Source organism: Streptomyces sp. NRRL B-1140 (assembly GCF_001280065.1).
Taxonomy (GTDB): Bacteria; Actinomycetota; Actinomycetes; order Streptomycetales; family Streptomycetaceae; genus Streptomyces.
Genome location: NZ_LGEA01000094.1, coordinates 14,230 through 35,691, shown reverse-complemented (window position 1 = coordinate 35,691; position 21,462 = coordinate 14,230). Strand labels below are relative to the sequence as shown.

Annotated in this window: 24 protein-coding genes and 1 tRNA gene; 14 read left to right on the top strand and 11 right to left on the bottom strand. The window is 72.0% G+C overall.

Translation table 11 applies throughout. The annotated features are described in order from the left end of the window. Positions 1-5 precede the first annotated feature (5 nt). Positions 6-428: a YciI family protein gene (locus ADK65_RS16105; RefSeq protein ID WP_053670840.1), complete on the top strand. Its 423-nt coding sequence runs from the start codon at positions 6-8 to the stop codon at positions 426-428. Beyond that, positions 421-1,566, top strand: coding sequence for an RNA polymerase sigma factor (locus ADK65_RS16100; RefSeq protein ID WP_053670839.1), 1,146 nt, complete (start codon positions 421-423; stop codon positions 1,564-1,566). Before ADK65_RS16105 ends, ADK65_RS16100 begins: the two co-directional genes overlap by 8 nt. Positions 1,567-1,630: 64 nt before the next feature. On the opposite strand, the gene ADK65_RS16095 is transcribed toward ADK65_RS16100, so the two are convergent. The 3 genes from ADK65_RS16095 to phoU all read right to left on the bottom strand — a co-directional run bounded on the left by ADK65_RS16095 (position 1,631) and on the right by phoU (position 3,035). Next, positions 1,631-1,882, bottom strand: coding sequence for an SCO4226 family nickel-binding protein (locus ADK65_RS16095; RefSeq protein ID WP_053670838.1), 252 nt, complete (start codon positions 1,880-1,882; stop codon positions 1,631-1,633). Between the two features lie 128 nt (positions 1,883-2,010). After that, positions 2,011-2,166: a hypothetical protein gene (locus ADK65_RS38845; RefSeq protein ID WP_199825645.1), complete on the bottom strand. Its 156-nt coding sequence runs from the start codon at positions 2,164-2,166 to the stop codon at positions 2,011-2,013. A gap of 167 nt (positions 2,167-2,333) precedes the next feature. After that, a complete protein-coding gene (phoU, locus tag ADK65_RS16090) occupies positions 2,334-3,035 on the bottom strand; it encodes a phosphate signaling complex protein PhoU (RefSeq protein ID WP_053670837.1) in 702 nt (233 codons plus the stop codon). 246 nt (positions 3,036-3,281) lie between these two features. On the opposite strand from phoU, the gene ADK65_RS16085 reads away from it, so the two are divergent. Both ADK65_RS16085 and ADK65_RS16080 read left to right on the top strand, forming a co-directional pair. Then, positions 3,282-4,571 carry a sensor histidine kinase gene (locus tag ADK65_RS16085; protein WP_053670836.1) on the top strand — a complete coding sequence of 430 codons (1,290 nt, stop codon included), beginning with the start codon at positions 3,282-3,284 and terminating at the stop codon, positions 4,569-4,571. After that, positions 4,568-5,248, top strand: coding sequence for a response regulator transcription factor (locus tag ADK65_RS16080; RefSeq protein ID WP_030243122.1), 681 nt, complete (start codon positions 4,568-4,570; stop codon positions 5,246-5,248). The genes ADK65_RS16085 and ADK65_RS16080 overlap by 4 nt, the downstream gene beginning before the upstream one ends. Positions 5,249-5,332: 84 nt before the next feature. Here the strand turns inward: ADK65_RS16080 and ADK65_RS16075 are convergent, their stop codons facing one another. Beyond that, positions 5,333-6,019, bottom strand: a complete 687-nt coding sequence (locus ADK65_RS16075; RefSeq protein WP_053670835.1) for a hypothetical protein — start codon at positions 6,017-6,019, stop codon at positions 5,333-5,335. 612 nt (positions 6,020-6,631) lie between these two features. On the opposite strand from ADK65_RS16075, the gene ADK65_RS16070 reads away from it, so the two are divergent. From ADK65_RS16070 to ADK65_RS16045, 6 genes are all read left to right on the top strand, one after another. Beyond that, complete coding sequence (locus ADK65_RS16070) at positions 6,632-7,114, top strand: CarD family transcriptional regulator (RefSeq protein ID WP_003953493.1); 483 nt, start codon at positions 6,632-6,634, stop codon at positions 7,112-7,114. A 329-nt stretch (positions 7,115-7,443) separates the two neighbouring features. Beyond that, a complete protein-coding gene (gene ispD / locus ADK65_RS16065) occupies positions 7,444-8,208 on the top strand; it encodes a 2-C-methyl-D-erythritol 4-phosphate cytidylyltransferase (RefSeq protein ID WP_053670834.1) in 765 nt (254 codons plus the stop codon). Next, positions 8,198-8,692: a 2-C-methyl-D-erythritol 2,4-cyclodiphosphate synthase gene (gene ispF / locus ADK65_RS16060; RefSeq protein ID WP_053670833.1), complete on the top strand. Its 495-nt coding sequence runs from the start codon at positions 8,198-8,200 to the stop codon at positions 8,690-8,692. Before ispD ends, ispF begins: the two co-directional genes overlap by 11 nt. A gap of 99 nt (positions 8,693-8,791) precedes the next feature. Continuing rightward, a complete protein-coding gene (cysS, locus tag ADK65_RS16055) occupies positions 8,792-10,189 on the top strand; it encodes a cysteine--tRNA ligase (protein ID WP_053670832.1) in 1,398 nt (465 codons plus the stop codon). 110 nt (positions 10,190-10,299) lie between these two features. Continuing rightward, positions 10,300-11,241, top strand: coding sequence for a 23S rRNA (guanosine(2251)-2'-O)-methyltransferase RlmB (gene rlmB / locus ADK65_RS16050; RefSeq protein WP_053670831.1), 942 nt, complete (start codon positions 10,300-10,302; stop codon positions 11,239-11,241). A 128-nt stretch (positions 11,242-11,369) separates the two neighbouring features. Further along, the gene (locus tag ADK65_RS16045; protein ID WP_053670830.1) at positions 11,370-13,046 is read left to right on the top strand and encodes a DoxX family protein; all 1,677 of its coding nucleotides are present in this window, start codon (positions 11,370-11,372) and stop codon (positions 13,044-13,046) included. 80 nt (positions 13,047-13,126) lie between these two features. Here the strand turns inward: ADK65_RS16045 and ADK65_RS16040 are convergent, their stop codons facing one another. Beyond that, positions 13,127-13,510 (bottom strand): MerR family transcriptional regulator, encoded by a 384-nt coding sequence (locus tag ADK65_RS16040; protein ID WP_053670829.1) that lies wholly within the window; start codon positions 13,508-13,510, stop codon positions 13,127-13,129. 80 nt (positions 13,511-13,590) lie between these two features. Between ADK65_RS16040 and ADK65_RS16035 the strand changes: the two genes are divergently transcribed. Continuing rightward, positions 13,591-14,400 carry an alpha/beta fold hydrolase gene (locus ADK65_RS16035; RefSeq protein ID WP_053670828.1) on the top strand — a complete coding sequence of 270 codons (810 nt, stop codon included), beginning with the start codon at positions 13,591-13,593 and terminating at the stop codon, positions 14,398-14,400. After that, positions 14,397-15,602 (top strand): MFS transporter, encoded by a 1,206-nt coding sequence (locus ADK65_RS16030; RefSeq protein ID WP_053670827.1) that lies wholly within the window; start codon positions 14,397-14,399, stop codon positions 15,600-15,602. The genes ADK65_RS16035 and ADK65_RS16030 overlap by 4 nt, the downstream gene beginning before the upstream one ends. A gap of 92 nt (positions 15,603-15,694) precedes the next feature. Here ADK65_RS16030 and ADK65_RS16025 read toward each other — a convergent pair whose 3' ends face one another. The 4 genes from ADK65_RS16025 to ADK65_RS16010 all read right to left on the bottom strand — a co-directional run bounded on the left by ADK65_RS16025 (position 15,695) and on the right by ADK65_RS16010 (position 19,461). Continuing rightward, positions 15,695-16,426 carry a nucleotidyltransferase family protein gene (locus tag ADK65_RS16025; protein WP_053670826.1) on the bottom strand — a complete coding sequence of 244 codons (732 nt, stop codon included), beginning with the start codon at positions 16,424-16,426 and terminating at the stop codon, positions 15,695-15,697. 98 nt (positions 16,427-16,524) lie between these two features. Beyond that, entirely contained in the window at positions 16,525-16,974 is a 450-nt protein-coding gene (locus tag ADK65_RS16020) for a hypothetical protein (RefSeq protein WP_053670825.1), read from the bottom strand. A 218-nt stretch (positions 16,975-17,192) separates the two neighbouring features. After that, on the bottom strand, positions 17,193-18,281 hold the full coding sequence (locus tag ADK65_RS16015) for an ABC transporter ATP-binding protein (RefSeq protein ID WP_053670824.1): 1,089 nt from the start codon (positions 18,279-18,281) through the stop codon (positions 17,193-17,195). A gap of 187 nt (positions 18,282-18,468) precedes the next feature. After that, a complete protein-coding gene (locus ADK65_RS16010; protein WP_199825644.1) occupies positions 18,469-19,461 on the bottom strand; it encodes a helix-turn-helix transcriptional regulator in 993 nt (330 codons plus the stop codon). Between the two features lie 101 nt (positions 19,462-19,562). Here ADK65_RS16010 and ADK65_RS16005 point away from each other — a divergent pair, with 101 nt between their 5' ends. Both ADK65_RS16005 and ADK65_RS16000 read left to right on the top strand, forming a co-directional pair. After that, a complete protein-coding gene (locus tag ADK65_RS16005; RefSeq protein WP_053670822.1) occupies positions 19,563-20,015 on the top strand; it encodes a DUF3224 domain-containing protein in 453 nt (150 codons plus the stop codon). Positions 20,016-20,072: 57 nt separating this feature from the next. Next, a tRNA-Thr gene (locus ADK65_RS16000) sits at positions 20,073-20,146 on the top strand. Between the two features lie 76 nt (positions 20,147-20,222). Here the strand turns inward: ADK65_RS16000 and ADK65_RS15995 are convergent. Continuing rightward, positions 20,223-20,876 carry a L,D-transpeptidase gene (locus ADK65_RS15995; protein WP_053670821.1) on the bottom strand — a complete coding sequence of 218 codons (654 nt, stop codon included), beginning with the start codon at positions 20,874-20,876 and terminating at the stop codon, positions 20,223-20,225. Then, positions 20,866-21,378, bottom strand: a complete 513-nt coding sequence (locus ADK65_RS15990; protein ID WP_053670820.1) for a SigE family RNA polymerase sigma factor — start codon at positions 21,376-21,378, stop codon at positions 20,866-20,868. Before ADK65_RS15990 ends, ADK65_RS15995 begins: the two co-directional genes overlap by 11 nt. Positions 21,379-21,462: the final 84 nt, after the last annotated feature.

The window sequence follows — 21,462 nt, the reverse complement described above, 5'->3', positions numbered from 1 at the left end:
CCACCATGGCGAAGTACCTGCTGCTGAAGCACTACCGAGGCGCCCCGTCACCCGTCAACGACGTGCCGATGGACCAGTGGACGCCGGAGGAGATCTCGGCCCACATCCAGTACATGAACGACTTCGCGGCGCGGCTGGAGAAGACCGGCGAGTTCGTCGACGGCCAGGCGCTCGCCCCCGAGGGGGCGTGGGTCCGCTACGACGGTGAGGGGCGTCCGCCGGTCACCGACGGGCCGTTCGCCGAGACCAAGGACCTCATCGCCGGCTGGATGATCATCGACGTCGACGGCTACGACCGTGCCGTCGAGCTGGCCGGGGAACTGTCGGCGGCCCCCGGGGCGGGCGGGAAGCCGATCCACGAGTGGCTGGAGGTGCGCCCGTTCCTGACCGCCCCGCCCACCATCCCGGAGTGCTCCGTCCATGGATGAGGTGCTGCTCCGCAGCCTCACGCCCGGCGTGCTCACGATCCTCGTCCGTCGCGGAGCCGACTTCGCGGCGGCCGAGGACGCCGTGCAGGACGCGCTGATCGAGGCGCTCCGCGTGTGGCCGGCCGACCCTCCCCGCGACGCGAAGGGCTGGCTGGTCACCGTGGCCTGGCGCAAGTTCCTCGACCAGGCACGGGCCGACAGCGCCCGCCGCCGGCGTGAGGACCTCGTCGAGGAGGAGCCGGCGCCCGGACCCGCGTCCGACGTGGACGACACGCTCCGGCTGTACTTCCTGTGCGCCCACCCCTCGCTGACCCCGTCGTCGGCCGTCGCGCTCACCCTGCGCGCCGTCGGCGGACTCACCACCCGGCAGATCGCCCAGGCCTACCTGGTGCCGGAGGCGACCATGGCGCAGCGCATCAGCCGCGCCAAGCGCACCGTCTCCGACGTGCGGTTCGACCAGCCCGGCGACGTCGCGACCGTGCTGCGCGTCCTCTACCTCGTCTTCAACGAGGGCTACTCCGGCGACGTCGACCTGGCCGCCGAGGCCATCCGGCTCACCCGGCAGCTCGCCGCCGCGATCGACCACCCCGAGGTGTCGGGGCTGCTCGCGCTCATGCTGCTCCACCACGCCCGGCGGGCCGGCCGTACCGCGCCCGACGGCGGCCTGGTACCGCTCGGCGAGCAGGACCGCGGCCGGTGGGACACGCGCCTGATCGCCGAGGGCGTCCGGATCCTCCAGGCGGCACTCGCCCGCGACCGGCTCGGCGAGTTCCAGGCCCAGGCCGCCATCGCGGCCCTGCACGCCGACGCGCCCACCGCCGAGGAGACCGACTGGGTGCAGATCGTGGAGTGGTACGACGAACTCGCGCGCCTCACCGACAGCCCGGTCGTCCGGCTCAACCGGGCGGTGGCCCTGGGTGAGGCCGACGGACCGCGCGCCGGTCTCGCGGCGCTCGCCGCGCTGGACGACTCGCTGCCCCGCTACGACGCGGTGGCGGCCTACCTCCACGAACGCGACGGCGACCCGGAAACGGCGGCCCGGCTGTACGCCGAGGCCGCCCACAAGGCCACCGACCTCGCCGAACGCGACCACCTGACCCGCCAGGCGGCCCGCCTCAATGCCGGGCGGCGCCGCTGACGGGCGGTGTCCCGCGGCACCCGGCGGGCGGGGAAGCGACGCCGGGAACCGCGGGCCGGGCAGGTCACCGCACCGTCAACGGCACGGGGTGCACCTCGTCCGCCTTGTGCCCGGCGCGCTCGTGAATGCGCTGGACCGCTTCGGCCGAGGGGGCCTCGGAGAGGCAGTAGACATGGCCGGACTCCGGATCCGCCCAGGCCATCTCGAAGTGGACCTGCTCGTCCTTCTCTATCGCGAGGTCCGCGTTGTGGGCTTCACGCAGTTGCTCCTCCGTGATGCCCTCCATGCCGCGATGGACATCCATGAATTTGGGCATGCCTCGCGCCTCCTTCCTTGCCTCCCTCTCATGCTCCGCCCGTACGGCCACCCGGGCGACCCCACGCCGAGGGGCCCCGGCACACGGCCGGGGCCCCACAGGTCGTACGGACGAACGAAGCGCCGGCGTCAGCCGCACTGGCAGGGGCTGCCCGACTGACACCCGCAGCCGCAGCCCGAGCCGCAGCCGCACGCGGCGATCAGGGGCAGGCTCCTGATCTCGGCGGGCTGGTCGGTCTCACGCTGCCGGGCGGGGTCGGGCGCGGTGCTGGGGGATTCGGCCATGGGTCCCTCCTCGAGGCTGGTGCCTGTGCCCATTGGATGCCCGCCCGGCCGGGCGCATCAACGGCGCACTGAGGCGCCCCCGCGCCCCGGCCTCAGCCCCGGCCCGGCGCTTCGGCCTCATCCCCGGCCCCGCTTCCAGGCGGCTCCAGCCGGGAACGCCCGAACCGTCAGGCGCTCTCCGCCCCCGGCGCCGCCTGGATCTCCGGCTGCACATCAGCCTGGATGTCGTCCGCGTGCTCACCCGTCACCAGGTACACCACGCGCTTGGCGACCGACACCGCGTGGTCGGCGAACCGCTCGTAGTAGCGGCCGAGCAGCGTGACGTCCACGGCCGTCTCGATGCCGTGCTTCCAGCGGTCGTCCATCAGGTGCTGGAAGAGCGTGCGGTGCAGCAGGTCCATCTCGTCGTCGTCCTGCTCCAGCTGGAGCGCCAGGTCGACGTCCTTGGTGATGATCACCTCGGCGGCCTTCGCCATCAGGCGCTGCGCGAGCTGGCCCATCTCCAGGATGGTGGCGTGCAGATCGCTCGGGACCGCGCGGTCCGGGTAGCGCAGGCGCGCGAGCTTCGCCACGTGCTGGGCGAGGTCGCCCGAGCGCTCCAGATCGGCCGACATCCGCAGCGACGTCACGACGATGCGCAGGTCCGTCGCCACCGGCTGCTGCCGCGCCAGCAGGGCTATGGCCCGGGCCTCCAGCTCGTGCTGGAGCTCGTCGACCCGCTGGTCGGCCTCGATGACGTTCTCGGCGAGCTTCAGGTCGGAGTCGAGCATGGCGGTCGTGGCGCGCCCGATCGCCGACCCGACCAGCCGGGCCATCTCCACCAGGCTGTCGCCGATCGAGTCCAGTTCCTCGTGGTACGCGTCCCGCATCAGGCTTTCCCTCTCGTGCGTCTCAGTCGGGGGTCCAAGGGCCGGGGCCCACCGGACGACCGGCGGTACGACCGTCGTATGACCGGCGGTCCGAACCCCACGCTCCCACGATCCGCCTCGTACGCGTCCGTTTCCGGCATCGCAAATGAACCAATACTGGCTCCAAGGTGAACTCTGGGCGACGAGTGTTCGAGCTCGCACCCGGACGGCTGTGGAGGGCGCCCGAGCCATGCCTAACCTGGGTGCATGGACGTGAACGCGGCGGTCGCCGCAGCGGCTGCGATCGCCGGGGTGCTCACCGGTGTCATCGCCATGCTGGCGTTCCGCTTCAGCGAGCGCGAGCAGAAGCGCCCCACCCGCAGCTCCCTGCACACCGACGCGGTCCTCCCGCCCGGCGTGGACACGGTCCTGTCGGTCCTCCGGTCGTCCGCCGTCGTCCTCGACGAGGCCGACGCCGTGGTCAAGGCCAGCTCGGCGGCGTACGCCCTCGGCCTGGTCCGCGGCGGCAAGCTCGCCGTCGAGCCGATGCTGCAGATGGCCCGGGACACCCGGCGGGACGGCGAGATACGCCAGGTCGAGCTGGACCTGCCCCGGCGCGGCACCGGCCGCGGAGAGGCCCTGGCCGTCTCCGCGCGGGTCGCGCCGCTCGGCTCCCGGCTGGTGCTGCTGCTGGTGGAGGACCTGACCGAGGCCCGCCGCATCGAAGCGGTCCGCCGCGACTTCGTCGCCAACGTGAGCCATGAGCTGAAGACACCGGTCGGAGCCCTCTCGCTGCTCTCCGAGGCCGTGATGGACGCCTCCGACGACCCCGAGGCCGTCCAGCGGTTCGCCGGGCGCATGCAGATCGAGGCCACCCGGCTGACCAGTCTGGTGCAGGAGCTCATCGACCTCTCGCGCGTGCAGAACGACGACCCGCTGGAGGACGCCGAGCCGGTCCGCGTCGACGAGCTGGTCACCGAGGCCATCGACCGCTGCCGGCACCAGGCCGGCGCCAAACAGATCACCATGGCCGCGGGAGGCACCGCCGACCTGCGGGTCTGGGGCAACCGCGGCCAGCTCGCCGCCGCGCTCGGCAACCTCGTCGAGAACGCCGTCAACTACTCACCCGCCCGCACCCGCGTCGGCATAGCGGCCCGCAGTGTGAACGCCCCCGGCGGGGACCACATCGAGATCGCCGTCACCGACCAGGGCATCGGCATCTCCGACAAGGACAAGGAGCGCATCTTCGAGCGCTTCTACCGCGTCGACCCGGCCCGCTCCCGTGCCACCGGCGGCACCGGACTCGGGCTGGCGATCGTGAAGCACGTGGCCGCCTCGCACGGCGGGGAGGTCACGGTGTGGAGCGCCGAAGGCCAGGGCTCCACCTTCACCCTGCGGCTGCCGGAGGCCGGTGCGGCCCGCGGCGCACATCAGCAGCCCGCCCGAGAGACACGCGCAGGAGGCGCGGGCCTCGACGAGGAGGCCGGGCGGCCCACCCCCACGTCCCCCGAATCAACCGCGTACGAAACGCTTCCCGCCCCGGAGGTCCTTCCGTGACCCGAGTGCTCGTCGTCGAGGACGAGGAGTCCTTCTCCGACGCCCTGTCGTACATGCTCCGCAAGGAGGGCTTCGAGGTCGCCGTCGCGACCACCGGGCCCGACGGACTCGACGAGTTCGAGCGCAACGGCGCCGACCTCGTCCTCCTCGACCTGATGCTGCCCGGCCTGCCGGGCACCGAGGTGTGCCGCCAGCTGCGCGGCCGCTCCAACGTCCCCGTCATCATGGTGACCGCCAAGGACAGTGAGATCGACAAGGTCGTCGGACTGGAGATAGGAGCCGACGACTACGTCACCAAGCCGTTCTCCTCGCGCGAGCTGGTCGCGCGGATCCGTGCCGTGCTGCGCCGCCGCGGCGAGCCCGAGGAGGTCACCCCGGCGGCCCTGGAGGCCGGTCCGGTCCGCATGGACGTCGACCGGCACGTGGTCACCGTCGGCGGCACCAAGATCGACCTGCCGCTCAAGGAGTTCGACCTGCTGGAGATGCTGCTGCGCAACGCCGGCCGCGTCCTGACCCGCATGCAGCTCATCGACCGGGTCTGGGGCGCCGACTACGTCGGGGACACCAAGACCCTCGACGTCCACGTCAAGCGGCTGCGCGCCAAGATCGAGCCGGACCCGGGCGCCCCGCGCTACCTGGTGACGGTCCGCGGCCTCGGCTACAAGTTCGAGCCGTAGGCCGGCCGCGTACGACGGCGACCCGAACGACACGAAGGGCGGGGCCTCTCCCGGGAGAGGCCCCGCCCTTCGTGTCGCGTCTGCTCAGTGCCCGGCTTCGGCGCTCGCGGAGGCCTCGTCGGTCGGCGTGCCGGACGCCTCGTGGCCACCCGGCGTCTCACCGCCCGCGGGCGCGCCCGACTCACCGTGGGCGGGAGAACCGGACGGCGAGCCCGACGGCGAACCGGAGGGGGACGAGGAGGCGCCCGGCGCGGCCGGCACCTCGGTCGGGCCCCACTCCTTGAAGTAGTGCTCGGCGGGGACGACGAACGCCTGCAGGCTCACGCCACCCGTCTTGCTGAAGGTGAAGGTGACCTTCTGGGCGTTGCCGTCCTGCACGGCCTCACGGCTGCTCGGCAGCATCGCCGTGGCGTTGTCCTTGCCGCCCAGGACCAGCGAACCGCCGGGCGGGATGCTGAGGCTGCCGCCCTTGGCGGGCTTGAGCTCGGCGGTTTTGCCGGTGCCGGGGAGGGTGATGGACTCCAGCGTCTCGGCGGTCCTGCCGGAGTTGAAGAGGGTCGCGGAGATCGCGGCGGGGCCGGTGGACTCGAGGTCGGGCTGCGTGATGACGATCGCGTTCTGGACCTTGATGTCGCCGACGCTCGTCGCCGCGTTGTCCGGCTTGATCTCCAGCGTCTGGGCGTCGTTGCCGGCGCCGCACGCGGCGAGCGAGGCGATCGAGAACGCGAGGGCGACCGCGGCGAGGGTGCCGCGTCGAAGGCTGCTGCTCACGGCGGCGGCAACTCCTTGACTCGAGCGGGGCGGCCGATAAAGCCGCCCTAAGTGTCTGTCAGCGGGCCTTAGGTTACCGAGCCGCCCTCGTCCGGCCGCACCCGACCCCCCGGCACCGTCGATCCCACCTGTGTCTCACGTGACTCGTGTGATCCCACCGGAGTCTCACGTGGCTCCCAGGTCACATTGGTGTGCTGTCCGTCCGGCATTCACATAAGAGACCCGGGCGGCACCGCAAATGTTCCGTGAAGGAATGCGCGGGCCGCCCCGGAATTGATCACCGGCGGTCCGGCGGGGTGCCAGGTGATCAATTTCGGATTCGACCGGAACCCGGCCCGGGCCTCCGAACGGAGTAGCGGAAGTCGATCATACGGAACCGGACATATGGGGATGTTCGGCCCTCCGGAGGATGCTCCGGATGTGTGTAGCGTACGCGTTTCCCTCGCCCCGAAGAGCCGCTCCGACCTGCGAATACCTTCTTCCGATCCCTGTCCGAAGCACGTTCCTGTCGGAGTTGTCAAGCCCCGAGATATGCCCTGACCTGCGAAAACGCCATTCAGAACCCGCAGTTTCCGTGTTACCCTGGATAGCCACGGAAGGGGTACCTGTCACATGACGTTCAAGGTTGGCGACACCGTGGTCTATCCCCATCACGGGGCCGCGCTGATCGAGGCCATCGAAACTCGCCAGATCAAAGGCGTGGACAAGACCTACTTGGTGCTGAAGGTCGCCCAGGGCGACCTGACGGTACGTGTGCCAGCGGACAATGCGGAGTTCGTCGGCGTGCGTGATGTGGTCGGTCAGGACGGGCTGGACCGGGTCTTCGAGGTGCTGCGCGCACCGTACGCCGAGGAGCCCACGAACTGGTCCCGTCGGTACAAGGCAAACCTGGAGAAGCTCGCCTCGGGCGATGTCATCAAGGTCGCGGAAGTCGTGCGTGACCTGTGGCGTCGTGAGCGTGAGCGCGGACTCTCCGCCGGTGAGAAGCGCATGCTCGCCAAGGCCCGCCAGATTCTGGTGAGCGAGCTCGCCCTCGCGGAGAACACCAACGAGGACAAGGCCGAGGCTCTGCTCGACGAGGTTCTCGCCTCCTGAGGCGAAGCCCGTCGCTCAGCGCTCTGCGCCGGTCGAAGCTGCTGATCAAGGCTGCTGGTCGAAGCTGATCAAGCGCGCGCTGCACATCGAAATGCCGCGGTGCCCGATGACGGAATTCCTGTCGCCGGGCGCTGCGGCATGTTCGTACTTCGGCGCCGATGCGCCGTGACCCCGGAATGTGTTATCACTCACGCCCCGGTGTTCAGGGGTGCCGGGCCCGGGCAGCCGGCTCGACCAGCGTCACGGAAGGGTCCGGTCGAGCGCGTCGCGCCCGGCACTCCTCCAGGCCATACCCACGCCGGGCCAGCACACAAACCTGACAGGAACCGATGTCTGACGATTCGCGTCCCTCGCCGTCCGCCGGCCCCTCCACGGCCCGAACGGCGGCCGTGATCCCGGCCGCCGGCCGCGGTGTCCGGCTGGGCCCGGGTGCCCCCAAGGCGCTCCGTGCGCTCGGCGGTACCCCCATGCTGATCCACGCGGTCCGCGCGATGGCCGCATCCCGTGCCGTCGGCCTGGTCGTCGTCGTGGCCCCGCCTGACGACGCCGCCGAGGTCAGGTCGCTGCTCGACGCGCACGCCCTGCCCGAGCGGACGGACTTCCTCGTCGTCCCGGGCGGGCAGACCCGCCAGGAGTCCGTGAAGCTCGGCCTGGACGCGCTGCCGCCAGGCCACGACATCGTGCTGGTCCACGACGCGGCCCGGCCGCTGGTGCCGGTGGACACGGTCGACGGCGTGATCGAGGCCGTACGGGACGGCGCCCCGGCCGTGGTCCCGGCGCTGCCGCTCGCCGACACCGTCAAGCAGGTCGAGCCCGCCGGTACCCCCGGCGAGCCGGAGCCGGTCGTCGCCACGCCGGAGCGCGCCCTGCTGCGCGCGGTGCAGACCCCGCAGGGCTTCGACCGGACCACCCTGGTCAGGGCGCACGAGACGGTGACCGGCGAGGTCACCGACGACGCCGGCATGGTCGAGCAGCTCGGCCTCACGGTCGTGGCCGTACCCGGCCACGAGGAGGCCTTCAAGGTCACCCGTCCCCTGGACCTGGTCCTCGCGGAGGCGGTCCTCGCCCGCAGGAGGCTCAACGATGGCTTCTGACCAGCCTGTTCTGCCCCAGGTAGGCATCGGCACCGACATCCACGCCTTCGAGGAGGGCCGTGAGCTGTGGTGCGCCGGCCTGAAGTGGGAGGACGCGGGTCCGGGCCTGGCCGGCCACTCCGACGCGGACGTCGTGGCCCACGCCGCCTGCAACGCCCTCTTCTCCGCCGCCGGCCTCGGCGACCTCGGGCAGCACTTCGGCACGGGCCGCCCCGAGTGGTCGGGCGCCTCCGGCGTCACCCTCCTGACGGAGGCCGCGCGCATCGTGCGCGAGGCCGGATTCCGGATCGGCAACATCGCCGTGCAGGTCGTGGGCCCCCGCCCGAAGATCGGCAAACGCAGGGACGAGGCCCAGAAGCTCCTGTCGGATGCGGCCGGAGCCCCGGTGTCGGTCTCGGGTGCGACGACGGACGGGCTGGGCTTCCCCGGCCGGGAGGAAGGGCTGATGGCCGTGGCCACGGCCCTGGTCGTGCGCGCCGGCTGAGGGCGGGCGCCCGGGGCGTTCGCGTTGGCCAGGTCACGAATCCGGACGCCCCGAGGTGAAGTACCCGAGGCACACCCCGGGGCCCACTACCCTGGAGGGGTGACTATTCGCCTGTACGACACCAGCGCCCGGCAGATCCGTGATTTCTCCCCGCTCCAGCCGGGTTGCGTCTCGATCTACCTGTGTGGTGCCACCGTGCAGGCCGCCCCGCACATCGGCCACATCCGCTCCGGGCTGAACTTCGACATCATGCGCCGCTGGTTCGCCCACCGCGGCTACGACGTCACGTTCGTGCGGAACGTGACGGACATCGACGACAAGATCATCGCCAAGTCGGCCGACCAGAACCGGCCCTGGTGGGCCATCGGCTACGAGAACGAGCGGGCCTTCAACGACGGTTACACCGCGCTCGGTTGCCTGCCGCCCACCTACGAGCCGCGTGCCACCGGCCACATCACCGAGATGGTCGAGATGATGCGCGGCCTCATCGAGCGCGGGCACGCCTACGAGGCCGACGGCAGCGTCTACTTCGACGTCCGCTCCTGGCCCTCCTACCTGGAGCTGTCCCGGCAGGATCTCGACGAGATGCGGCAGCCCGCCGAGGAGGGCATCACCGGCAAGCGCGACCCGCGCGACTTCGCCATGTGGAAGGCCACCAAGCCCGGCGAGCCCGACTGGGAGACGCCGTGGGGACGCGGCCGGCCCGGCTGGCACCTGGAGTGCTCGGCGATGGCGCACAAGTACCTCGGGGCCGCCTTCGACATCCACGGCGGAGGCCTGGACCTGGTCTTCCCGCACCACGAGAACGAGATCGCCCAGGCCAAGGCCTACGGTGACGAGTTCGCCCGGTACTGGGTGCACAACGCCTGGGTCACCATGAGCGGCGAGAAGATGTCCAAGTCGCTCGGCAACTCGGTCCTGGTCAGCGAGATGGTCAAGCGCTGGCGGCCCATCGTGCTGCGCTACTACCTCGGCACCCCGCACTACCGCTCGATGATCGAGTACAGCGAGGAGGCGCTGCGCGAGGCCGAGTCGGCGTTCGCGCGCATCGAGGGCTTCGTGCAGCGCGTGGTGGAGAAGGCCGGCGTGGTCGAGCCCGCCCCCGAGGTGCCGCTCGCCTTCGCCGAGGCCATGGACGACGACCTGGGCGTGCCGCAGGCGCTCGCCGTGGTGCACACCACCGTCCGGCAGGGCAACAGCGCGCTGGCCGCCGACGACAAGGAAGCCGCCGTGGCCCGGCTCGCCGAGGTCCGCGCGATGCTCGGCGTGCTCGGCCTGGACCCGCTGGATGCCCAGTGGGCCGGGGAGGGCGACCGCGGCGAGGACCTGCACGGCGTGGTGGACACGCTCGTGCGCATGGTCCTCGACCAGCGCGAGGCCGCCCGGGCCCGCAAGGACTGGCCCACCGCCGACGCCATCCGCGACCAGCTCGGGCAGTCCGGTCTGGTCATCGAGGACAGCCCGCAGGGCCCGCGCTGGAGCCTCGGCCCGCGCTAGCCGCACGGCCGCGGCCGGAAGATCGATTGTGCCGTCCGGGCCTCCGGGCGGCACACTTCACAGACGTACGCACTTCACCGCCTCAGGGCGACAGCAGAGACAGGTAGGTCATGGCAGCCAACAACCGCCGCATGTCCGGCAAGAAGGGCGCGCAGGTCGGCAGTGGCGGCCAGCGGCGCCGGGGCCTGGAAGGCAAGGGCCCCACGCCGCCCGCCGAGATGCGCAAGGGACACAAGAAGAACCGCGTCGCCAACGCCAAGGCGAAGCAGGCCGTACGCCGGCCCACCGTGCGCGGCCGCGGCGGCAAGGGCACGTCGGAACTGGTCGTCGGACGCAACCCGGTCCTGGAGGCGCTGCGCGAGGGCGTCCCGGCCTCGACCCTCTACGTCCAGCAGTTCATCGACAACGACGAGCGGGTGCGCGAGGCCCTCCAGGTCGCCGCCGAGCGCGGCGGCATCAACCTCATGGAGGCCCCGCGTCCCGAGCTGGACCGGATGACCAACGGCCTCAACCACCAGGGCCTGGTCCTGCAGGTCCCGCCGTACGAGTACGCGCACCCCGAGGACCTGGTGGCCGCCGCCCACGACGACGGCGAGGACCCGCTGATCGTCGCCCTGGACGGTGTCACCGACCCGCGCAACCTCGGCGCGGTCGTCCGCTCCGTCTCCGCCTTCGGCGGTCATGGCGTCGTCGTCCCGGAGCGCCGCGCGGCCGGCATGACGGCCGGTGCCTGGAAGACGTCCGCCGGTACGGCGGCCCGCACCCCGGTCGCCCGCGCCACCAACCTGACCCGGGCGCTGGAGGCGTACAAGAAGGCCGGTATCGCGGTCGTCGGCCTGGCCGCCGACGGTGAGTCGGAGCTCGGTGAGCTGGAGGCGCTGGACGGCCCCGTCGTCATCGTCGTCGGCAGCGAGGGCAAGGGGCTGTCCCGGCTGGTCGGGGAGACCTGCGACTTCCGGGTGCGGATCCCGATGCCGGGTGGCGCCGAGTCGCTCAACGCCGGTGTGGCGGCGGGGATCGTGCTGTACGAGGCGGCGCGCCGACGTCGCTGAACAGGCGTCCGGAACTTCACCCGTACGGGGTAATTCCGGTGTCATCGGGGCGACAAGGGCAAGCTTGACGGGGTCCGGACAGATCCGGCGGGTCAAAGCAGTGTCCTAACGCGACATCACTCGGTTAGATGAGTGTGGACACCAGAACACCCCGCACACCCACGGGGGACCGCTCGTCGGGACTCGACGACGCTCCCGCGCTGAGCATGGTGAAGGTGCCGAGCGACCCGGCGCAGGTCATCGTCAATCACGCGAGTTTCCGCGTGCAGTTGGGCGTCTCGACGCGTCGCGTCCAGTCCGCCCGGGTCGCACGGCATCTGACCGCCACCGAGGACACCGCCCGCATCCCCCAGGTGAGGGGCGGGGCGGACGGGGCCACCGCCCGCCGCCGGCCCGTCGTCTGGAGCGGCAGATCCGCACCCGACGACACCGGCGCGCACCGGCTCCTGCAGGCCGTGCGGCACGAGAGCGTCCGCCACGCCGACGAGCCCGACGCGGGAGCCACCCAGGTGATCTCCCGCGTGGGCCCGGGCTACGCCGGCCCCGGCTACCAGGGCGCGGGCTACGGCGGCGACGGCTACGAGGGCGACCTCGCCCAGACCGTCGAGACCCCGGTCGTCGGCCCGCAGCGCACCCACGACCCCGCCGACGGCGCCCGGCTGCTGCCGCCCATGCGCACGGTCGGCAGTGCCTACGACGAACCCGCCTACGAAGACGACGAGTTCGAGGAGTCCGACGCCGAAGCCGACGGCCTCGGGCACCGGGCCAAGCGGCACGGCGACGACCCGGCCCGGCACGCGTACTACCCTGGGCGCCGGATGAACCTCGGCGTCGTCCTGCTCCCGCTGCGCGTCTTCCTCGGCTTCATCTCCATCTATGCCGGCATGGGCAAGCTGTGCGACCCCGTCTACTTCGAAGGCGGCAAGCGCGGCTCCATGGTCAAGTGGCTCAACACCCTGCACCCGTGGGAAGTCGCCGAGCCGCTGCGCCAGTTCGCCCTGGAGCACCCGGTCGGCGCCGGCCTGGTCATCGCCTTCGCGCAGGTCATCGTCGGCGTCCTGACGGTGCTGGGCTGCTGGCAGCGCGTCGCCGCCTGCCTGGGCGCCCTGCTGTCGGCGGCGCTGCTCGTCACGGTCAGCTGGAAGAGCGTCCCCGCCTACGAGACCCCCGACATCATCTACCTCGCCGCCTGGTCCCCGCTGATCATCGCCGGTGCCCCCGTCTACTCCGTGGACGGCCGCCTGGCCGGCAGCGCCTGGCGTCGTCTCGGCCCGCGCGCCGATATCTGGGACCTGCGCCGCTACGTGCTGCGGCGCGGCGCCCTCGTCACCGCCATCGCCACCGGCGTCACCCTGCTCGTCGGCTCGCTGCTCGGCGGCGCCGTCCGTGACGCCGACCGGGTCGTCGTCCCGGGCCCCGGCGAGGCCCCGCGCAACGAGCTGCCCGGTTCCCCGCTCCCCGGCGAGCCCGGCAAGCGCAAGCAGAAGCAGACCCCGTCGGCTTCCTCCTCGCCCACTCAGGGCGCCACGGCCGGCTCGGCAAGCCCCAGCGCGGGTACCACGACCAGGCCCGACGCCACCCGCGACACCGGCACCGTCACGGGTGGTTCCCCCAGCCAGACCCAGGGCACCGCGGGCCAGGCACCACCCCGGCAGACCTCCCCGGCCGACGAGGCCCCGAGCACCACGACCGGCCCCACCTCCGGCGGCGCGGCGACGGGCGGTTCGAGCTCGACGGGCGGCTCGGGCAGCGGAGGATCCTCCTCCACGGGCCGCCCGGGCCTGGTGGGCGGCTTGCTGGGCTAGCACCCGGCCGGAACGCCGGAACGCCGGAAGGCCAGAACACCAGAGGGCCCCGCATCACGCAGATGCGGGGCCTTCGCACGCTAGGCGGGCGACGCCGGCGCCGCGGCGCCCTCAGGGGGCGCGGCGGCGATGATGGAGTCGAGGATCGCGTGGGACGCCTGGAGGTCCTCGATGGCGCGGGTGATGCGCTCGCCCTCCCGGCGCAGCCGGGCGAGAAGGTCCGGGCAGGTGGGGAGGAGGCGCTCGTCGTCCGCCCGGATGCACGGCAGGACCTGAGAGATCAGAGCGGTCGGAAGGCCTGCGGCCAGCAGACAGCGGATGCGGCGCACGGTCTCGACGTCCGACTCGCCGTAGACGCGGTAGCCGCTGGGCAGCCTTTCGGGCGTCAGGAGGCCTTGCTGTTCGTAGTAGCGCAGCAGCCGCTCGTGGACGCCGGTGCGCCGCACCATCTCCTTCATGCGCATGCCGCTCGCCCCATTCCCACTCCTTTTGCCCGCGCCGGGATTTGACTCTGACACTGATGTCGGAGTTTAGCGTCGGCGGCATGACCACTGATCACGCACTTCCCGCCTCTCACCTCGACGTTCTCGTGCAGGGGCGCGGCCCCGCGCTGCTGCTGGCCCATGGTGCGGGCGGCAGCATCGAAGGCAACTTCGGCCTCGTCCTCGACGATCTAGCCCAGGACCACACGCTGGTCGGTCCGCACTACCCCGGGTCCGGTGGCTCCGCAACAGCCGTGGCACCCCTGAGGCTGGACGACCTCGCCGATCGCCTGGTCGAGGCCGCCGTCGCGGCCGGACAGGACACGTTCGCCGTGCTCGGGGAGTCCCTCGGCAGCGCCGTGGCCGTCCGGATCGCCACCCGGCACCCCGACCGGGTGCGAGCCCTCGTCCTCACCGCCGGCTTCGCTGCCGCCGACCCCGTCCTGGCGCTCGCCGCCCGGCTGATCACGTCCCTCGCGGCCGCGGGTCAGTGGGAGGACGTGGCTCGGCTCGCCCTGCTGTCCTGCATGTCCCCGGCGGACCTGGTGGACCTCGAACCGGCCGCCCTCGACGAACCGGTCGCCCGGGCTCTGGCCGCGATGCCGCCGGGCATGCCGGACCACTTCGACCTGGTCTCCCGTGTGGACGTCCGGGCCGACCTGGCGAAGGTGTCCGCCCCGACCCTGGTGGCGGTGCCGACCGGCGACCGGCTGGTGCTGCCCGAGAGCTCGTACCGGCTGGCGGCCGGTATCCCGGGCGCCCGGCTGGTCGAACTGCCCGGCGCCGCCCACATCCTGAACCCGGCGGACCGGGCGGCCTGGCTCCGCCACGTACGCGGGTTCCTCGCCGCGCTCCCCGCTCCGTCGGCGTGAGCGCACCGCCCCTCGCGGATCAGGCCGGTCCGCACCTGACGTCGCGTGGGCGCCGGGCCGGCCTGCTCGTTCTCGCCGCCACGACCTTCGTCGTCGTCACCACGGAGCTGCTGCCGGTCGGGTTGCTGACGCCGATCAGCGACGATCTGGGAGTCGCGCGATCACGGGTGGGGCTGCTGGTCACCGTGTACGCCCTCACGGTCGGCCTGACGGCGGCCCCGCTCACCCACTGGACCGCCGGCCGGCCGCGCAAGCGCCTCTACCTGGCCGTGAGTGCGGTCTTCTCCCTCGGCACCGTGCTCTCCGCGGCTTCGGAGAGCTATCCGGTCCTGGCGATCGGCCGGTTCCTGTGCGGAACGGCGCACGGCGTCTTCTGGTCGATCGTCGCCGGATACGCGGCCGCGCTCGCCCCGCCCGGCCGCTCGGGCCGCACAACGGCCGCCGTCTTCGCCGGGAACTCAGCGGCCCTTGTACTGGGCGTCCCCCTGGGCACCGTCCTCGGCGGCGTCGTCGGATGGCGCGGTGCCTTCTGTGCCGCGGCGGCCCTCGGTCTCGGGGCACTCGCCGCCGCCCAGCGGCTCTTGCCCGCAATCCCCCACCGCCCCGCCCCGCCGCGGTCGACAGGGCTCGGCGGCGCGCTGCGCCTGCCCGGCCTGCCAGGCATGGTGACAGCGACCGCGCTGCTCGTCCTCGGGCACTTCACCGTGTACACCTACGTGTCCCCCCTCCTGCACGACGGCGCCGCCTTCAGCGAGGCCGCCGTCGGCATGCTCCTGGCGGTGTACGGGCTGGCAGGCTTGCCGGGGACGTGGCTCGTCGGTGTCCTGGTGGACCGCCGCCCGCACACCGTTCTGCTCGGCACCATCGCCCTGATGGCCGGCTCACTGGTCCTGCTCGGTGCAGGCATCCGACTGCAGCCGCTCGCTGTGGCGGCCGTCGCTCTGTGGGGCGTCGCCTTCGCCGCGCTCCCGGTGACGTTGCAATCGGGCGTTCTCCGTCTGGGAGCCGCCGCGCCCGACGCCGCGTCCTCCTGGTACGTCTCCGCGTTCAATGTGGGCATCGGGGGAGGAGCCCTGGCCGGGGGACTGCTGAGCACCTTCCCGGTGGGGACGCTCCCGTGGATGGCACTGATCCCCGTGGTACCGGCCTTCGGCGTCGTCTGGACCACACGGGCGGCCTTCCCGCATCCACGGGTGCGATGAGGCAGCCCGGGGAGGCGGAGCCGACAAGGGGCGCGGGGAACTGCGCGACGAGCCACGACGGGCCTGCAGCCGAAGCGCACCGCACGCCACGGCTAACGCCCCAGCGCCGCCAGTTCCTTCGCCGCCTCGGTCAGGTCCTTCGCCGTGTCGATGGCCCGCCAGTACGACCCCTGGGGGATCGTGAACCCGGCCAGGCGCCGCTCACGGGCCAGATGAGGGAACGTCGTCCGCTCGTGGTCCCCCCGGTGCGGCAACAGCCCGGCGAACTCGGGGGAGAAGACGTACACACCGGCGTTGATCTCGAACGTCGACGGCGGTGCCTCGATGAAGTCGGTGATGCGCCCGAAGCCGTCGGTCTGCACCGCACCCCACGGCAGCCGGGGCCGCGCCAGCGCCAGGGTCGCGACGGCGTCCCGCTCGGTGTGGAAATCGGCCATGTCCCGCAGCGAGAACCGCGTCCAGATGTCGCCGTTCGTCGCGTACCAGGGCTGGTCGGGGTGAGGGAGGTGCGCCGCGGCGTACTTGAGGCCGCCGCCGCGCCCGAGCGGCTCCGGCTCGACGACCGTCGTGACGGAGACGGGCAGCTCGGCGGTCTGAAGCCACTTCTGCAGCACCTCGGCGAGGTGGCCGCAGGAGACCACGACGTCCGTCACTCCCTCGTCGGCGAGCCAGGACAGCTGATGGCCGATGATCGGCGTCCCGGTGCCGGGGATCTCGACCATCGGCTTGGGCCGGTCGTCGGTGTAGGGACGCAGCCGGGAGCCCTGGCCACCGGCCAGAACGACGGCTTGAACGGGGCGGGACGCGGCGCTCGGATCGCTCATGGAGACGAACTGTACGTGGCGTCCCGCCCGGGACGGCGGCCGGCGATCGAATCCGCGTCGGCCGTTAGGGATCTCCCACCCGGTGGCAGGGCGGGTGCTCAGCTGTGCGCGGCGGCGACGCCGGTGGCGAAGGCGGTGTCGCAGACCGGGCGCGCGTAGGACTGGGCGCGGGTGGGTCCGTAGACCGCGACGGCGGCCTGGCCGAGGGCCCGGGCGATGGAGACGCAGTGCTTCGCCAGCGACGGGCGGCCGTTGACGGCCTGCTGGAGGTGGCCGAGGGCGACGCCCGGGTCCTCCTGCTGCAGTTCGGTGAGCAGCTTGTCGCGCAGGACCTCATGAGGCGCGCGCTTGGCGGCCCGCGGGGTGCCCACGGAGGTGTCCGCGGCGGTGAGCACCGGGTCGGTGTTGTTGCCCGACCAGTTGACTCGGGTGACCGCGAGGGTCCCGGAGAGCACCAGGACGACGGGCAGGACGAGAGCGAGGGTGCGGCCGATCCGGCGGGCGGGGCCCCGGCCGCGTCGCGTCTGTTGGTTCATGGAGTGCTTCACGCGTGTGAGGGTAGCGCCCCGTAATGGTTTGTAGACATTTAGTCACCGGTTCGGGGGATGAGAAAGGGAGGCTTTCTGGGTAAGGCGTTGACGCACAACGCTCGAAACGTCCGGTCTGCCGGGGTATTTGTCGACAACGAGAAGGGCCCCGCGGCTCGCCGCGGGGCCCTCTTCGTCAACCTGGGTGATTCACCCGGGGTTGTGCGTCTGCTGGTTGATCAGTCGGACAGGCGCGCACCGGTCGACGTCGAGAACACGTGGGTCTCGCCGGAGCGGGGCACGACGTGCAGCTGGCTGCCCTTCTCCGGGACGTCACGGCCGCTGACGCGGACGACGAGGTCCTTGGAGTCGTCGCCGACCTTGGCGGTGCCGTAGACGTACGCGTCGGCGCCGAGCTCCTCGACGACGTTGACGGTGACCGCGAGGCCCTGCTCGACGTCCGGGCCGGCCACGTCGAAGTGCTCGGGGCGGACGCCGACGGTGACCGTCTTGTCGGTGGCGGCGGCGATCGCGTCGCGCTGCACCGGCACGACGGACTTGCCGAACTTCACGCCGCCGTCGGTGATCGGCACCTCGACGAGGTTCATGGCCGGGGAGCCGATGAAGCCGGCCACGAAGAGGTTGGCGGGCTTGTCGTACATGTTGCGCGGGGTGTCGATCTGCTGGAGGAGACCGTCCTTGAGGACCGCCACACGGTCGCCCATCGTCATGGCCTCGACCTGGTCGTGGGTGACGTAGACGGTGGTGATGCCCAGGCGGCGCTGGAGCGAGGCGATCTGCGTACGCGTGGAGACACGGAGCTTGGCGTCCAGGTTGGACAGCGGCTCGTCCATGAGGAAGACCTGGGGCTCACGCACGATGGCGCGGCCCATGGCGACACGCTGGCGCTGACCGCCGGACAGGGCCTTCGGCTTGCGGTCCAGGTACTCGGTGAGGTCGAGGATCTTCGCGGCCTCTTCGACCTTCTGCCGGATCTCCGCCTTGTTGACGCCGGCGATCTTGAGCGCGAAGCCCATGTTGTCGGCGACGGTCATGTGCGGGTAGAGCGCGTAGTTCTGGAACACCATGGCGATGTCCCGGTCCTTCGGCGGCAGGTGGGTGACGTCGCGGTCGCCGATGCGGATGGCTCCGCCGTTGACGTCCTCGAGCCCCGCGAGCATGCGGAGCGAGGTGGACTTGCCGCAGCCGGAGGGGCCGACGAGGACGAGGAACTCGCCGTCCTCGATGTCGATGTCGAGAGCGTCGACGGCGGGCTTGGTGGAACCCGGGTAGATCCGGGTCGCCTTGTCGAACTGCACAGTGGCCATGGTGAATGAACCCCTTCTACCGGCAGGAACGTGCCGGACGATCCGAGTAGGAAGGCGGTGCCACGACGGTGATCGCCGTTGTGGTGTAGTCCACGCGTGTGAACTGGCTCAGGACGGTACCCGGCGTTCACACGTCTGTCAGTAGTTCCGGGCCTGTGAACTTCGCGGAAATTTTCGAAGCGGCAGATTACGGCTGACCCGACCTGTTCGTTTCCGGTTTCCCGTAACGGTCCGCGAGCGCCGCGACCGCCCGGGCCACCGCCTGCCGGAGTCCGGGAGGGCCGAGCACCTCCGCCTCCTGGCCGAGACGGAGCAGATCGCCCACGGCCACCGCCTCCGACTCGACGGTCAGCTCCACCTCCACCCAGCCGTCCCCGTCGGCCGGGCCCGCGCTCTCCAGGGCGGCGACGCCCGCCGCGCCGAACTGCATCGGCAGCAGCCGCCGCGCGCGGGGCGAGATCCGCAGCCGGGCGGTGTCCTGGCGCAGGGCGGCCTCCAGACGCCGGGAGGACTCGGCCCAGCAGGCGGCGAGGTCGAACCCCGCGGGACGCTCGAAGACCTCGCCCGTGTCCTCCACGGCCAGCACGCGCGAGACCCGGTAGGTCCGCACCGTCTCCTCCGCCAGCGCCACCAGGTACCAGATGCCGCCCTTCAGGACGAGCCCCAGCGGCCGCACCTCCCGGTGGACCTCGCCGCGCCAGCGCCGGTAGTGCAGCCGCAGCACCCGCCGCTCCCACACGGCCGCCGCCACCGCCTCCAGGCACGGCACCGGGTCTGCCTCGCGGAACCAGGCGGGAGCGTCCAGATGGAACCGCTCCTGCACCCGCCGCGCCTGCCCGGCGAGCCCCGCGGGCAGCGCCGCCTGCACCTTCAGCTGGGCGCTGGCCAGGACCGCGCCCAGCCCGAGGTCCCGCGCGGGCCCGGGCATCCCGGCGAGGAACAGCGAACCGGCCTCGGCGTCGGTCAGGCCGGTCAGCCGTGTGCGGTACCCGTCGACCAGCCGGTAGCCGCCCTCGGGCCCCCGGTCAGCGCACACCGGCACACCGGCGGCCCCGAGCGCCTCGACGTCCCGGTAGACCGTCCGCACCGACACCTCCAGCTCGGCGGCGAGCTCGGGCGCGGTCATCCGGCCGCGGTTCTGGAGCAGCAGGAGCAGGGAGAGGAGCCGGTCGGCGCGCATGGAGGCCATTGTGCGGCGTGCGCCGCGGTACCTGACAGAAGATGTCAGGTACGGCGTCCAGGCTGGTCGAGGACATCAGGAGCCCACCGAGAGGACCCCCCATGCCCGGCACCCGCACCATCGACGGCCACTTCACCTTCGCCGACTGGCAGGAACGCGTGATCGCTCCCGGCGAGGACGCGAACCCCCGCCTCGCCCACGCCTCGGTCCGGAACACCTTCACCGGCGGCATCGAGGCGGCCGGGACGGCCTGCGAGTACGCGATCGTCTACGTCACCGCGAAGACGGGGTCCTTCAGCGGCATGGAGCTCCTCACCGGCCGCGTCGACGGCCGTGAGGGGAGCTTCGCGGTGGAGGAGCGGGGGTGGTTCGGCGAGGACGGGACCGTGCACTGCACCTTCGAGGTGGTGCCCGGGTCGGGGAGCGGAGAGCTGAGCGGCCTCACGGGGAAGGGCGACTTCACCGCACGGCAGGGTGAGACGACGGTGGCGTATCGGTTCGCCTACGAGGTGGAGCCGGGGGCCGGCCGAACGGAACTTCGTGGCTCGGCGTAACGGGCTCTGTGTACAGTGGTGCCGCTCTCACGCGCGACAACGCGCCGCACGGCACCCGCCTCCTTAGCTCAGCTGGCCAGAGCAACGCACTTGTAATGCGTAGGTCGTCGGTTCGAATCCGACAGGGGGCTCTGCTGGAACCCCAGGTCAGACAATCGCTGACCTGGGGTTTCGTCGTAAGGGGGGTCGATCGCGAGGTGCTCGGGCTCAGTCCGGGGCCGGGCCTGTGCGGCTGATGCGGACCTCGTCGCCGGGCTGCAACAGCTGGTAGCACCACTTCGCGTCCGCCGGGCGCAGCCCGATCCAACCGTGTGTGACGTCGCGTTCGCCGGGGGCCTGCTCGTTGAAGGTCAGGGCGACGAGGTAGTTGGTCGTGCCGTCGGCGGCCCGCAGTTCGACCACCCAGTCCATGGCGACGTCGTACTCCTTCCCCAGCCCGACGGTCGCGCCCGGCAGGCGCCGTTCGGGGTATTTGGCGACGACGGTCATCCGGCCGGTCGGCGTCGGATGCTGTGCCGTGCCGCCGGATACGGGCAACCGGCGCCCGGAGAGGGCGAGTTCGTGCCGGCTGAGGTCGACCGTCGCCGTCGCCCGCTGCGGCTGTTCCGGTGACGGTCGCGGCGGCGCGGTGGCGCTCGCGGCGGCGGGTGGCGCCGGGCGGGCGCCGTCGTGACCGGTGAACGCCACCGCCAGTCCGCCGGCGAGGGCCAGTGCGACCGCGGCGGCCCCGCTCGCGTAGGCCGCACGGCGCCGGCGGCCACGGCGTTCGGCCAGCCGTCTGATCTCCCGCCCCGGCACCGGCGGGGCGGCCCGGTGCCGGTCGGCGACCTCGTGCAGCAGGTCGGTGAGGTCATCGGACACGGTCGCCCTCCTTCTCACCGCTGTCGTGCCTCTCGGGGCCGAGATGCTCGGCGAGCGCCGCCCTGCCGCGTGACAGGCGGGCTTTCACCGTTCCCACGGCCGCGCCGGTCTCGGAGGCTACCTGCTCCACACTCAGGTCGCACAAATGGTGCAGAACGATCGCGGTGCGCTGTGCCTGCGGCAGCTTGCGCAGGGCCTGGACCAGTGCGGTGTGCTCCGGACCCGGCCCCGGGACGTGCTCGGGGGCCGCGTGGTGGCGCACCAGTTCCAGCCAGCGCCGGGCACGGCGCCAGCGGCTGACCGCGAGCCGTACCGCGACCGTGCGTACCCACGCCTCCGGTGCCTCGTCGGCCAGCATCTCGCGCCGCCGGTCCCAGGCGCGTACGAACGCCTCCTGCACCACGTCCTGCGCCTCTGCCAGATCCCCCGTGACGGCGTAGACCCGCCCGACCAGCCGCGGGAAGGCCGAGGCGTAGAAGACGTCGAACTCCTCCTCGGTCATGCCCCGTTGTGCCCCCGTGTGGTCATCGCCCGGAAGTCCGGGAAAAGAGTTCGTATCCGCTGCAACCCGACCGCCGTGCCGTGC